This is a genomic window from Mesorhizobium sp. M0815 (assembly GCF_040319995.1).
Taxonomy (GTDB): Bacteria; Pseudomonadota; Alphaproteobacteria; order Rhizobiales; family Rhizobiaceae; genus Mesorhizobium.
Genome location: NZ_JAMYOU010000034.1, coordinates 19,830 through 32,455, shown reverse-complemented (window position 1 = coordinate 32,455; position 12,626 = coordinate 19,830). Strand labels below are relative to the sequence as shown.

Genomic DNA, 12,626 nt, shown 5'->3' with positions numbered 1-12,626 from the left:
GTTCACCTGTTGAGCGGGCAAGCCGTCAGTGCGGCTTGCCTTTGACACCGTCGGTCGATGCGACGAGCACCGGTCCGGCAGGGCGCGGCGGTTCGTTCTCGTTCATGATGCCGAGGCGGCGGGCAACTTCCTGATAGGCTTCGACGAGCCCGCCCATGTCGCGGCGGAAGCGGTCCTTGTCGAGTTTGTCCTGGGTCGCCACGTCCCACAGCCGGCAGGAATCCGGCGAGATCTCGTCGGCGACGACGATGCGCATCATATCGCCTTCGAACAGGCGGCCGCATTCGATTTTGAAATCGACGAGCTGGATCCCGACGCCCATGAACAGGCCGGAAAGGAAGTCGTTGACGCGAATGGCCAGCGCCATGACATCGTCGATCTCCTGCGGGCTCGCCCAGCCGAAGGCGGTGATGTGCTCTTCCGATACCATCGGATCGTCGAGCGCATCGGCCTTGTAATAGAATTCGATGATCGAGCGCGGCAGCACGGTGCCTTCCTCGATGCCCAAGCGCTTGGCCAGCGAGCCGGCGGCGACGTTGCGCACCACCACTTCGAGCGGGATGATCTCGACTTCCTTGATCAGCTGCTCGCGCATGTTGAGCCGGCGGATGAAGTGGGTCGGAATGCCCATCCGGTTGAGATGATTGAAGATGTGCTCGGAAATGCGGTTGTTGAGCACGCCTTTGCCATCGACGATTTCATGCTTCTTCTTGTTGAAAGCGGTGGCGTCGTCCTTGAAGAACTGGATCAGCGTGCCAGGCTCCGGTCCCTCATAAAGGATCTTGGCCTTGCCTTCATAAATGCGGCGGCGATTTTTCATCTGATTTTTCTCTGGATTTGCGGGCAGGCGGCAAGCGACCAGTTCCTGTCCGTCTGCCTAAAATAAGATGGCGACGGTGGGGTTCAATGCCGGTGTCTATCCCAATCGCACTGTTTGCTCAATCGGCAAATCCTTTCAATCAACCGCTTTCGGGGACCGAAATGCCGCAGCGCAGCAAGCAATGTAGCATATTGACCGGCCGGCGCCCTTTTGGTTTGTGCTCCGGCAACACATATTGGCACAACGAATCGGATTTCACGGAGGGATGCCATGAGCAGCATGAAAGACCGCGAAGAGGGCTTCGAGCGCAAATTCGCATTCGACGAGGAACTTCGGTTCAAGGCTGCGGCACGCCGCAATAGAGCGCTCGGCCTGTGGGCTGCCGAAAAGCTCGGCAAATCCGGCGCCGATGCCGACGCTTATGCCAGGGAAGTGGTCGTCAGCGACATCGAGGAAGCCGGCGATCACGACGTCTTCCGCAAGATACGCAAGGATTTCGATGCGGCCGGCATCGATCAGTCGGACCATCAGATCCGCCGCACCATGGATGAATTGATGGCGCAGGCGATTGAGCAGATCAAGAACACCTGATCCTTCCACCGACATCGATCGAATGCTGGACCAATCGACCGCCCGGCCTAACCGGGCGGTTTTTCTTTGCCTTTGCGGTCATTTCCGGCTGAATTGCTGCAAGCAAAGAGGAAATCACCAATGTCCCTGAAGTCACGCCTGGCGGCCGACGAGACGCTGTTCACCGCATGGTCCGGCGTGCCGGATGCCCTGACTGTCGAGATATTGGCCAGACAAGGGTTCGACGCGGTTACGCTCGACATGCAGCATGGTGGCCATCACGAGGACAGCGTGCTGCGCGGGCTTGTGCCGGTGCTGGCGGCCAACAAGCCGGCGCTGGTGCGCATCCCGGTCGGCCGCTTCGACATGGCCAGCCGCGCGCTCGACTTCGGCGCCGAGGCTGTGATCGCCCCGATGGTGAATTCGGTGGCGGACGCAAAGCTGTTTGCCGCCGCCATGAAATACCCGCCACTCGGCGAGCGCTCCTGGGGGCCGACCTATGCCTTTCCGCGCCATGGCAAGGGCGATTATGCCGACTGGCTGCGCGACAGTAACCAGCGCACCATGGCGTTCGCCATGGTCGAAACGCGCGCCGCGCTTGATGCACTCGACGGCATTCTCGACACGCCGGGTATCGACGGGATCTTCCTCGGCCCGTCGGATTTCTCGATCGCCTGGTCGAAGGGAACCACCGTCAGTTCGACGCTGGAGAGCATGATGGAGACCGTCGCCTCGATCGCCGAGCGCACCCGCAAAGCCGGCAAGCATGCGGCGATCTATGTGATGGAACCGGCCATCGCCGGTCGCGTGGTGTCGATGGGTTACCGGCTGCTGGCGATGGGTTCCGAGCATTCGCTGATTTCGCTTGGGGCAAAGACCCTGCTGAGCAGCGTCAGGGGTTCAATCGCTTCCTAGAGATCCGTCAGGAATTTCGCGAACGTCATCGACCCTTCGGGCCAGGGGCCAAAGCCGGAATCCGCGTTGAGATGGCCGGCATCGCCGGCGTCGATGAACAGCGAGCCCCAAGCCGCGGCAATGTCCTCGGCGACGCCGAAGGCGCAGAACGGGTCGTTGCGGCTGGCGATCACCACCGACGGAAACGGCAGCGGGTCACGCGGATAGGGACCGAAGGTCATCAGGTGCCTCGGCTTTATCTTTGGATTGGCGACATCGGGCGGCGCCACGAAAAAAGCGCCGGCGACCGGCCGCTCGAACCGAGACAAGGCCTGGATGACCGCGGCGACGCCAAGCGAATGGGCGACGATGACGACCGGCCGCTCGGCCTCGTTAACCGCCTTGGCGACACCGGCCGTCCAATCCTCGCGCACCGGCTTCGACCATTCCGCCTGTTCGACGCGGCGCGCTGTCGATAGTTTCGACTGCCAGCGGCTCTGCCAATGATCGGGGCCGGAATTGGTGTAGCCCGGCACGATGAGAATATCTGCTTCCCTGACTTTCATGGCGCGCATGTAGCGAGAGGCGCTGTCGGGTGCAACCGGGTATAAACTCAACAGCGACACGCAAACGGCCTCTCACGAGCCCGGTTCTGCTCGCTATTGTGAACACCATGTTCGCTTCTTGCGCTCTTGTGTGAACGATCGCGATCGACGATCTGTCGCCAGGAAAGAATGGCTGTTCCGAGATTTTGGCACGGACACGGCGTAGAATGATTGATGGCGCCGGGTTCCTCTGTTGGAAGCTTGTCGAGCGCCGCCTGAACGGAGCACTTTGATGAGCGAACTGCCTTTTGCCGCGACGACCCCGGTCAGCGTTGCCCGCGTCGGCTTGCGGGCGCGCCATGCAGAAAATCTCGCTGCCTACTATCGCAAAGTCGTCGGTTTGCAGGAACTGAGCCGCTCCGGCGGCACGATCACGCTCGGCGCAGTCAATCGTCCTTTGCTCGACATCGAAGCGGATCCGGCTGCGAAACCGGATGACCCGCGCAGCGCCGGTCTTTTCCACACCGCCTTCCTACTACCCAGTCGGGCCGATCTCGGCCGCTGGATCAATCACGCCATCGCCGGCAAGATTGGCATCGAGGGCGCGTCCGATCATCTGGTCAGCGAGGCGCTTTATCTGACCGACCCGGAAGGCAACGGCATCGAGATCTATGCCGACCGCCGTCCGCAGGACTGGAAATGGAACGGCGACAAGATCGCGATGGCGACGGAGCGGCTGAACATCCCTTCGGTGGTTGCCGAAGTGCCGGCCGGCGACACCGGCTGGCAGGGCGCGCCGGAAAACAGCATTATCGGCCACGTCCATTTGCGGGTCGGCAGGCCGGAAGAAGCCGAAGCATGGTGGCACCAGGAGTTCGGTTTCGACACGGTGGCAAAATATGGTGGCGCGGCGGTGTTCCTGTCGTCCGGCGGCTATCATCACCACATTGGCGCAAATGCGTGGCAGAGCCCGGGTGCCGGTCGCCGAGATCCCTCCCGCTCCGGCCTGGCCTGGGTCGAGATGCGTTCGGACAATGCCGCGAGCGACACTACCCGCGAGGATCCGTGGGGCACAGTGATAAGGACGGTTCCCGGTAAGGCGTAGGCTAGAGGTTAGCCTTCTCGAGTAAGCGTCCTAGCATCAGCAGGCCCGCTGGCCATACGCCCAGGCGGGCCTCGTTTCCCATATGGCCGAGATCGCCGGCATCGGCGATATCCGCGCCCCAGGCTGCGGCAAAAGCGGTCGCCTTGTCGAAGGTGACGCGCGGGTCGCTGCGGCTCGCCACCACCAATGCCGGGAAGGGCAGGCGCTTCAGCGGCATCGGCGCGAACGGGCGCACCGCGTCGAATGAGGGATCGGTATCCTCGACATTGGTCGCGGCGACCAGGAACGCCGCCGCGACCTTGTCGAGCTGGCTTTGACTGGCCCCGGAAGCCCACTTCACCGCCGTCGCCACTGCCAGCGAATGTGCAAGCAGCACGATGCGGCGCGGTGCGGCGGCCACCGCAGCATCCACCTGGCCGATCCAGTCTTCAGGCTTCGGCCGGTCCCACTCTGCCTGCAGCACGCGGCTCGAATTGGGGAGCACCCTGCACCAATGCGACATCCAATGATCCGGTCCGGAATTGCCGCGGCCGGGCAGGGCAAGAAAATCGAAATCTCCGGCCGCCGAAATCATCAGGCTTCTCCGAACACTCGGCTGAAGATCGTGTCGACATGCTTGGTATGATAGCCCAAGTCGAATTTCTCGCGGATCTCGGCCTCAGGCAGGGCTGCAACAACGTCCTTGTCGGCCAAAAGTTCCTCAAGGAAATCAGCGCCTTGCTCCCACACCTTCATGGCATTGCGCTGCACCAGCCGGTAGGCTTCCTCACGCGAAATGCCGGCTTGCGTCAGCGCCAGCAGCACGCGCTGCGAATGCACGAGGCCGCGGAACTTGTTCATGTTCTTCAGCATGTTGTCGGGGTAGACCAGCAGTTTGTCGATGACGCTGGTCAGCCGTGACAGCGCGAAATCGAGCGTCACCGTCGCGTCGGGCCCGATCATGCGCTCGACCGACGAGTGCGAGATGTCGCGCTCGTGCCACAGCGCCACATTCTCCATTGCCGGCAGCGCGAAGGAGCGCACCATGCGAGCAAGGCCGGTGAGGTTCTCGGTCAGCACCGGGTTGCGCTTGTGCGGCATCGCCGACGAGCCCTTTTGTCCGGGCGAAAAATACTCCTCCGCCTCCAGTACCTCGGTGCGCTGCAGATGGCGCATCTCGATCGCCAGCCGCTCGATCGACGAGGCGATGACGCCGAGCGTGGCGAAGAACATCGCATGGCGGTCGCGCGGGATCACCTGCGTCGACACCGGCTCGGGCTTCAGCCCAAGTTTCTTGGCCACGTACTCTTCGACATAGGGGTCGATATTGGCGAAGGTGCCGACCGCACCCGAGATGGCGCAGGTGGCGATGTCCTCGCGTGCGTGCACCAGCCTCTCGCGGCAGCGCGAGAATTCGGCATAGGCCTGCGCCAGCTTGACGCCGAAAGTGGTCGGCTCGGCATGGATGCCGTGGCTGCGGCCGATGGTAATCGTATCCTTGTGCTCGAAGGCGCGGCGCTTGAGCGCCGCAAGCAGCCCGTCAATGTCGGCCAGGAGGATGTCGCTGGCCCGGGTGAGCTGCACGGCAAAACAGGTGTCGAGAACGTCGGAGGATGTCATGCCCTGATGGATGAAGCGGGCATCCGGCCCGACGAATTCGGCAAGATGGGTGAGAAAGGCGATGACGTCGTGCTTGGTGACGCGTTCGATCTCGTCGATGGCTTCGACATCGAATTTCGCCGCCCCGCCTTTCTCCCAAATGGTCTTGGCGGCCTCCTTCGGGATGACGCCGAGCTCGGCCAATGCGTCGCAGGCGTAGGCCTCGATCTCGAACCAGATGCGGAACCGGGTTTCGGGCGACCAGATGGCCACCATTTCCGGCCGGGAGTAGCGAGGGATCATCAGTCGGTCCTGACTTGCAAGAGCATTTGCCCGCGTCCTAACAGAGGCAAGCAAAATGCTCAACGTTGCTGGCGCGCAAACCAGACACTGGCGACAGCCAGCGCAATGAAACCGAGCGGAAAATACAGCCGGATGCCGAGGACGACGAACTGGTAGAGCGCCGTCAACATCGTGAACATGAACTGGAAAACCCAGGTGATGGTGAGCGCGGGCGCATGCCATTGGACATAGTAGGAGCGGTATTGCAGCCCAAAGAGGCCGCCGGTGAAGGCGATAGTCACGGTGAGAAGGCAGACGAAGGCGGCAGCGAGGGCGATCTCCCAGTTGCGTCCGAGGGAGACGAGTCGCGCCAGAAACAGCCCAACCGGGAAGGCCAGCGCGCCGCCGGCAGCATAAAGCAGCGAGACGAAGCGGACCTTCGCCGGGGTCTCCCAATCGTACAGCTGCAGATTGAGCAGCGCGCTGGCGCCCATCGCCATGGCCCACAACAAGGCACCGACAAAAGCGGTGCGCAGCGGCGGCAAGGAGCGGCGGAGACGGCGCAGAGCGCGATAGCGCATGGCGGGGAACGTCACAGGCGACCGGTTACCGCGATCCAGCGATAGTCCGGCCCTTCGAAGCCGTATTGGCGCACCGCGATCAGCACGGCATAGGCGCTGAGGCTATCCAGCGAAAATGTCTGGACCGCGCCGATCTGGTACCCATTCGGACAGCCTCTGCTTTGCGGGATCGATTTGTCCTCGTGAATAATCCTCGTCAGGCTGCCGTCTCTCGCTTCGATGCGCAGCAGGCGAAAGCCCTTGATCTCGCCCTGGCTCTGGCAGCGTTCGGTGTCGTTCATGCCGATCTGGTCGAGCCGGAACTCGAGCGGTTCGTCGACCGGCGAAAAGATCGGGCGCGGATTGACCACCATGCGGAAGGGGTCGGCAGAAAGCTCGGTCACCGGGTTGAAGCCGGCGGTGATGCCGCGATTTGCCGTGACTTCCGCCTGACTGACGATCGCTTCGCCCTTTTGCCGGGCCTGCAGCCGCGCTGCGTCCACGGTGGCATTCTCGTGGTCGAGCCGGATACGGATCGGCGAGCCCTTGAGAAAATTGTCGTCGGCCGTGTTGATGTAATAGCGGTTGGCATACGGGAATCCCGATCCGTCCTGGACGCCATATTCTTCGAAGGCGAAGATGCCGCCGTCACTGCTGAAGCCGAGGATCTCAAGCTCGGCGACATCGCCTGCGTAGGCGGCGACCAAAGTTGCAAGCTGGGCGAACAGGCAGACGGCAAACAGGGCAAGATTTCGCATGGGGCTTTCCGTTCAGGCAGTCGACGTCGTTAAATTCCCTATCACGATGCTGTCAAAAGATCGTGCTAACTGAAACACGAAGTCGATGCATCCAATCCGGCTGTCGTTTGTTATTGTCGGCAGCTTCATCGCATCGTGCCTTCCGAAAATCAGAATCGATTTTCGGAAGGGCACGATGCATTGATTCAAAATGTTTAGAGCATCCTTTGCGCGTCCAAAGGACGCGCGGCGCCCTAAGGGAGACCCCCATGACCGATGCAGCCAAGATCCGCGAACGTATGGAAGTGATCGGCGCCGACGGCGTCCATGTCGGCACCGTCGACAAGGTCGACGGGGATCGCATCAAGCTGACCAAGCGCGACAGCGGCGAGGGCGCTCACAGGGGCCATCACCACTTCATTCCTCTCAGCCTCGTCGCCGAGGTCGAGGGCCAGAAGGTGCGCCTGTCGGCAAACTCGGATGTTGCGGTCACGTTCGAGGAAGAAAAATCCGACCCCACCTGATCGGTCGCCCGACCACAGCGTTGGCGCGTTCAGCGCGACGACCAGACCGGGAAGAGATCGCCCTCGGCCGGCGTCGCGGCAAAGACGCCGCGGCTGATGGCGCGCGCCATCGTCGCGCCGGCAGCTGCGTAGAGATCGATTGCATCGTTGGGCCCGAGCTCGATGCCGCTCTTGCCCGTTGCCAGCGCGAAGACCAGATCGCCGTCGGCGGGCGTGTGCGTCGGCCAAATGGCACGGACAAAGCCGTCATGCGCTGATATCGCCAGGCGTTTGGCGGCGGCCTTGGTGAGGACCGCATCAGTGGCGATCACGGCGATGGTCGTGTTGGCGCCGGTTTCCGCCTGCTCTGCGGCATGCTTGTCACGGAACTTCAGCAGGATCTTTCTGGCACCGTGAGGCATCGGGTGGGGATAGCCTAAGCCGCCGAACTCGTCGCCGATCTCGAACGGTGCCGCCCAGAAATGGCGGGTCCCGGCGACCGTCACCGAGCCGGTCGGGTTGACGGCGGCGAGCGCGCCGATGGTGACGCCGCTGTCCAGCATTGTCGAGGCCGAGCCGAGCCCGCCCTTCAGACCGGAGCTCAGCGCGCCGGCACCCGCGCCGGCGGTGCCGAGCGCAAAGTCTATCGCGGCGGCTTGCGCGGCTTCGTAGCCGAGGTCGCGGTAAGGCGGATACCGGCCCCAATCCTTGTCGCCGCCATTGCGCAGGTCGAACAGGATCGCCGCCGGCACGATCGGCACGCGAAAGCCGCCGACCTCGACGCCGATGCCTCTTTCGCGCAATGCCGCCTGTACCCCCGACGCGGCGTCGAGGCCAAAGGCCGAACCGCCCGAAAGCACCACGGCGTGGATGGCATGGATTGAATTGTGCGGCTCGAGCAGGTCGGTTTCGCGGGTGCCCGGCGCACCGCCCAGGATTTGCACGCCGGCCACGGCCGGTTCGTCGCAGATGACAGTGGTCACACCGGATTTCAGCTTGGCATTCGCCGCATTGCCAATCCGCAAGCCGGCAACGTCGGTGATGAGATTGCGCGGACCGGTATGGAACATTATTGGCTCTCCGCCCGCACGAAACGGCCGCCGTCGAAACGGTAGGCGCGATAAGGATTTTGCGTCAGGTCGCCTTTCTCGTCAAAGCGGATCGGCCCGATCGCCGTAGTGAAGTCATGTCCAGTAAGCAGGTCAGCCAGGCTTTTGCCGGAGGTTTCGGAAGCCGCAAAGGCCTCGCGGGCGATCTCGACCGCGGCATAGGCGGGAACCGTATAACCATCCGGCACGATGTTTTGTGCGACAAAGCTTTGCAGCACCTTGGGGTCGGCGACGTCAACCCATTCGGGCGGCGCGATCATTAGCGTGCCGACGGCGTAAGGCACGTCGCCGAGCGGCGCGCGCAGCGCTTCACCGCCGGCAAACACCATGCCGGTATCGAGCTGGCCGGCGTCGCGGCCCATAATGGCGACATCATCGCCGTCACCACCGGCAAAGACATGCGTTGCGCCGGCTTTCTTCAGTCGGCCGATCAGGCCGATCTGGTTGTCGAGCTGCGGCCGGAACGTGTCGACGAACACTGGCTTCAATGCCGCCTGCTCGGCGGCAGACCGAAACGTCTCGGCCATTTCGCGGCCATAGATCGTGCCATCGTCGACGATAGCGAACAGCTCGTTCTGCCATAGGCGGGTGAGGGTGGCGGCGACGGCATTGCGCTCGTCGTCGCCGCGCGGCCCGAGACGATAGATCGGCCATCCCGTCTTGGCGCGCCGGTCGGTCAGGCTTTCCGTGCGCACGCCGACGGTGATCACCGGGATGTCGGCATCCTTGAGGATCGGCAGAGCCGCCTCGATTGCGTCGGTGCACAGAAAACCGATGACGACCTTGACCTTGGCCGCGGCGAATTCCCGCGCGGCGGCAACGCCGCCAGCGGCCGTGCAGGCGTCATCGATCGTCCTGATCTCGGTATCACTCGCTTCAGCCGCCATTGTCGCGCCTGCCTCGATCTGCTTGCCGAGGATCGCCGACGGCCCCGACAAAGGCGCCGCGACACCGATCAGCAGCGTCTCGGCACTCGCACTACCGGCGAGCGAGAGCCAGGCCAGCACCGCTATCGTGGTTGTCCAAGGTCGCATGCGAGCGAAGAATTCCTCCGCGCCGGTCGCGTGTTTTGCCGGCGCCAATGCCGTCAAGACCTAAAGGCTGGCCAGCTTTGGCGCAACACGCGAATTCGGGATATAGCTCAAGCACTTCGCTTGTGGCATGCAATATGCGGTCATATATAACGGCTGGTTCTGACTAACGGAAAATCATCGGTGCTGAAGAAGAATGAAATCGGGCCGCAGGCCTACCGCGACGCTATGGCCCATTTTGCCGGCCATGTGCATGTGGTCACCACTGACGGCCCGGCGGGCAAGCGTGGCGCGACGGTGATCGCGGCCTGCTCGGTGTCGGACACGCCGCCGACCATCCTGGTCTGCCTCAATCGTGAAAATCCCAAGAACGAGCCGTTTGTGAAAAACGGCAAATTTGCCCTGAACACGCTGGCTTCGGATCAGGAGCCGCTATCGATCGGCTTTTCCGGCATCACCGGCCTGCCGGTCGAGGAGCGTTTCGCATTGGCCGAATGGGACGTCATCTCGACCGGTGCGCCGACGTTGAAGGGCGCGCTTGCCGTCTTCGACTGCGAGCTGATCGACACCAAGGATTTGGCCACTCATCGTGTGCTTTTTGGCAAGGTGACAGGCCTGCGCACCGGCGATAATTTGCGGCCGCTGATCTATCACGACCGCAGCTACCACGCTCTGTAGAGGCTTTGATGGCCGCGTCCATGGAGATCAAATGACCGAGCTGAAATCGCGCCCCGTGCCGCGGACCATCGACGAGACGCTCGATCTGTTGACCGGTGCGGATTATGTGGCGGACCGGTCGCTGGCGACTGTGCTGTTTTTGTCGCTGCGCATGAAGCGTCCGCTGTTCCTTGAGGGTGAGGCGGGCGTCGGCAAGACCGAGATCGCCAAGGTGCTGGCCGAGGCCCTTGGCCGTAGGCTGATCCGCCTGCAATGCTATGAAGGGCTCGATGTCTCGTCTGCCGTCTACGAGTGGAACTACGCCGCGCAGATGATCGAAATCCGCATGGAGGAGGCGGCCGGCAAGGTCGACCGCTCCGACATGGAACGCAACGTCTTTTCCGAAAAGTATCTGATCCGCCGCCCGGTGCTCGATGCGCTGACTGGCAAGCCGGGCGCCGCACCGGTGTTCCTGATCGACGAACTCGACCGCACCGACGAGGCCTTCGAGGCATTCCTGCTCGAAATCCTTTCCGATTTCCAGGTGACGGTGCCCGAACTCGGCACCATCAAGGCGGAGGAGCCGCCGATCGTCATCATCACCACCAACCGCACGCGCGAAATCCACGACGCGCTGAAGCGGCGCTGCCTTTATCACTGGGTCGATTATCCCAATGCCGAGCGCGAGCTTGAGATCGTCCGCCGAAAGGTGCCGCAGGCCAACAGCCGGCTTTCGGCCGAGGTCGTTTCATTCATCCAGAAGCTGCGTCAGATCGAGCTGTTCAAGGTGCCCGGCGTCGCCGAGACCATTGACTGGGCCGGCGCGCTGACCGAACTCGACAAGGTGGCGTTGGACCCTGAGACGGTTTCCGACACGATTGGCGTGCTGCTGAAATACCAGGACGATATTGCCCGCATCGGTGAGGGCGAAGGCCGGCGCATCCTCAACGAGGTCAAGGCCGAGCTGTCGGCGGCGGAGTAGGGCGATGCCGCGTGCGGAACCCAAAGAGGCAACGGCGGACGGGCGGATCGCCGACAACGTCGTCTATTTCTCCCGCACCTTGCGCAAGGCCGGTATGCGTGTCGGACCGGCCTCGGTCAAAGACGCCATCGAGGCAGTGCTCGCTGCCGGCATCGGCTCGCGTGACGATTTCTACTGGACGCTGCACGCCGTGCTGGTCTCGAGGCACGAAGATCACGCCACCTTCGACGAGACCTTCCGGCTGTTCTGGAAGTCGCACGAGCTGATCGAAAAGATGCTGGCGATCTTTTCGCCGATCGCTCCCGACAACAAAGGGAAGCAAAAACCCCGCGCGGCCGAGAACCGCGTCAGCCAGGCGATGTTCGAGGGTCACCAGAAGAACCAGCCGGCGCAGGAAGTTCCCGAGATCGAGGTCGACGCGCTCTACACCTTCTCCGGCAACGAGGTGCTGAGAGGCAAGGATTTTGCCCAGATGAACGCCGCCGAGATGGCCGACGCCAAGATAGCGATCGCCCAGTTGCGGCTGCCCGTCGACATGGTTCGGACGCGGCGTTTCAAAGCCGATGCGCATGGCCGCCGTATCGATCCGCGCGCCATGATGCGCTCGGCTGCGCGCACCGGCGGCGAGTTGATCCTGCCTAAATTCCGCTCGCCCCGCGAAGTCCATCCGCCGCTGGTGGTGCTTGCCGACATTTCCGGTTCTATGAGCCAGTACACGCGGATCTTCCTGCATTTCCTGCATGCGCTGACGGAAAAGCGCCGGCGCGTGCACGCCTTCGTCTTCGGCACCAGGCTTACCAATCTGACCCGTCAGATGCGGCATCGCGATCCCGATGCCGCACTCGCCGACTGTTCTGCCGCGGTAAAGGACTGGTCGGGCGGCACGCGCATCGGCGATACGCTGGCAGAATTCAACCGTTTTTGGTCGCGCCGCGTGCTGGGGCAAGGCGCGGTGGTACTGCTGATCACCGATGGGCTGGAGCGCGACGAGGTCGCCGGCCTGTCGGAGGAAATGGAACGGCTGCATAAATCCTGCCGGCGGCTGATCTGGCTGAACCCGCTGCTGCGCTTCGACGGCTTCGAGGCGCGCGCCCGCGGCGTCAGGGCGATGCTGCCGCATGTCGACGAATTCCGTTCGGTGCACAATCTCGACGCGCTCGCCGATCTCTGTGCGTCGCTGGACAAGAATTCGGTGCGTTCGGTCGACCCGCGCCGGTGGATCCAGGCTGGCGCGAAGCGCGTCGCATAACCAC

The 12,626-nt window shown here is 62.8% G+C and carries 15 protein-coding genes; 7 read left to right on the top strand and 8 right to left on the bottom strand.

Going from position 1 to position 12,626, the window contains the following annotated elements:
* Positions 1-25 precede the first annotated feature (25 nt).
* The gene (gene purC, locus NKI01_RS26685) at positions 26-820 is read right to left on the bottom strand and encodes a phosphoribosylaminoimidazolesuccinocarboxamide synthase (protein ID WP_023674725.1); all 795 of its coding nucleotides are present in this window, start codon (positions 818-820) and stop codon (positions 26-28) included.
* Between the two features lie 270 nt (positions 821-1,090).
* On the opposite strand from purC, the gene NKI01_RS26680 reads away from it, so the two are divergent.
* Complete coding sequence (locus NKI01_RS26680; protein WP_023674726.1) at positions 1,091-1,411, top strand: DUF1476 domain-containing protein; 321 nt, start codon at positions 1,091-1,093, stop codon at positions 1,409-1,411.
* Positions 1,412-1,531: 120 nt separating this feature from the next.
* The gene (locus NKI01_RS26675) at positions 1,532-2,305 is read left to right on the top strand and encodes an HpcH/HpaI aldolase family protein (protein WP_023717391.1); all 774 of its coding nucleotides are present in this window, start codon (positions 1,532-1,534) and stop codon (positions 2,303-2,305) included.
* Here NKI01_RS26675 and NKI01_RS26670 read toward each other — a convergent pair.
* On the bottom strand, positions 2,302-2,850 hold the full coding sequence (locus NKI01_RS26670; RefSeq protein ID WP_023717392.1) for an RBBP9/YdeN family alpha/beta hydrolase: 549 nt from the start codon (positions 2,848-2,850) through the stop codon (positions 2,302-2,304). The two genes, NKI01_RS26675 and NKI01_RS26670, sit on opposite strands and share 4 nt — an antisense overlap.
* Positions 2,851-3,121: 271 nt before the next feature.
* Between NKI01_RS26670 and NKI01_RS26665 the strand changes: the two genes are divergently transcribed.
* Entirely contained in the window at positions 3,122-3,934 is an 813-nt protein-coding gene (locus tag NKI01_RS26665; RefSeq protein WP_023717393.1) for a VOC family protein, read from the top strand.
* Between the two features lies 1 nt (position 3,935).
* On the opposite strand, the gene NKI01_RS26660 is transcribed toward NKI01_RS26665, so the two are convergent.
* From NKI01_RS26660 to NKI01_RS26645, 4 genes are read right to left on the bottom strand one after another with little or no spacing between them, the layout of a single operon-like run.
* Positions 3,936-4,508 carry an RBBP9/YdeN family alpha/beta hydrolase gene (locus tag NKI01_RS26660; RefSeq protein WP_023717394.1) on the bottom strand — a complete coding sequence of 191 codons (573 nt, stop codon included), beginning with the start codon at positions 4,506-4,508 and terminating at the stop codon, positions 3,936-3,938.
* Positions 4,508-5,815 (bottom strand): adenylosuccinate lyase, encoded by a 1,308-nt coding sequence (purB, locus tag NKI01_RS26655; RefSeq protein WP_023717395.1) that lies wholly within the window; start codon positions 5,813-5,815, stop codon positions 4,508-4,510. Before purB ends, NKI01_RS26660 begins: the two co-directional genes overlap by 1 nt.
* A 59-nt stretch (positions 5,816-5,874) precedes the next feature.
* Positions 5,875-6,375 (bottom strand): hypothetical protein, encoded by a 501-nt coding sequence (locus NKI01_RS26650; RefSeq protein WP_352965224.1) that lies wholly within the window; start codon positions 6,373-6,375, stop codon positions 5,875-5,877.
* A gap of 11 nt (positions 6,376-6,386) precedes the next feature.
* Positions 6,387-7,112, bottom strand: coding sequence for a DUF2259 domain-containing protein (locus NKI01_RS26645; protein WP_352909303.1), 726 nt, complete (start codon positions 7,110-7,112; stop codon positions 6,387-6,389).
* A 248-nt stretch (positions 7,113-7,360) separates the two neighbouring features.
* Between NKI01_RS26645 and NKI01_RS26640 the strand changes: the two genes are divergently transcribed.
* Entirely contained in the window at positions 7,361-7,615 is a 255-nt protein-coding gene (locus tag NKI01_RS26640; RefSeq protein WP_254817658.1) for a DUF2171 domain-containing protein, read from the top strand.
* Between the two features lie 29 nt (positions 7,616-7,644).
* Here the strand turns inward: NKI01_RS26640 and NKI01_RS26635 are convergent, their stop codons facing one another.
* Together NKI01_RS26635 and NKI01_RS26630 are read right to left on the bottom strand one after the other, a co-directional pair.
* Positions 7,645-8,664: a P1 family peptidase gene (locus tag NKI01_RS26635; protein ID WP_352965223.1), complete on the bottom strand. Its 1,020-nt coding sequence runs from the start codon at positions 8,662-8,664 to the stop codon at positions 7,645-7,647.
* The gene (locus tag NKI01_RS26630) at positions 8,664-9,737 is read right to left on the bottom strand and encodes a branched-chain amino acid ABC transporter substrate-binding protein (RefSeq protein WP_352909299.1); all 1,074 of its coding nucleotides are present in this window, start codon (positions 9,735-9,737) and stop codon (positions 8,664-8,666) included. The genes NKI01_RS26635 and NKI01_RS26630 overlap by 1 nt, the downstream gene beginning before the upstream one ends.
* A 180-nt stretch (positions 9,738-9,917) precedes the next feature.
* Here NKI01_RS26630 and NKI01_RS26625 point away from each other — a divergent pair, with 180 nt between their 5' ends.
* The 3 genes from NKI01_RS26625 to NKI01_RS26615 are packed head-to-tail and all read left to right on the top strand — an operon-like array spanning position 9,918 to position 12,622.
* Positions 9,918-10,412: a flavin reductase gene (locus NKI01_RS26625; protein WP_023717402.1), complete on the top strand. Its 495-nt coding sequence runs from the start codon at positions 9,918-9,920 to the stop codon at positions 10,410-10,412.
* 31 nt (positions 10,413-10,443) lie between these two features.
* Complete coding sequence (locus NKI01_RS26620; protein ID WP_352909297.1) at positions 10,444-11,373, top strand: AAA family ATPase; 930 nt, start codon at positions 10,444-10,446, stop codon at positions 11,371-11,373.
* Between the two features lie 4 nt (positions 11,374-11,377).
* Positions 11,378-12,622 carry a vWA domain-containing protein gene (locus NKI01_RS26615; protein WP_352965222.1) on the top strand — a complete coding sequence of 415 codons (1,245 nt, stop codon included), beginning with the start codon at positions 11,378-11,380 and terminating at the stop codon, positions 12,620-12,622.
* Positions 12,623-12,626 lie beyond the last annotated feature (4 nt).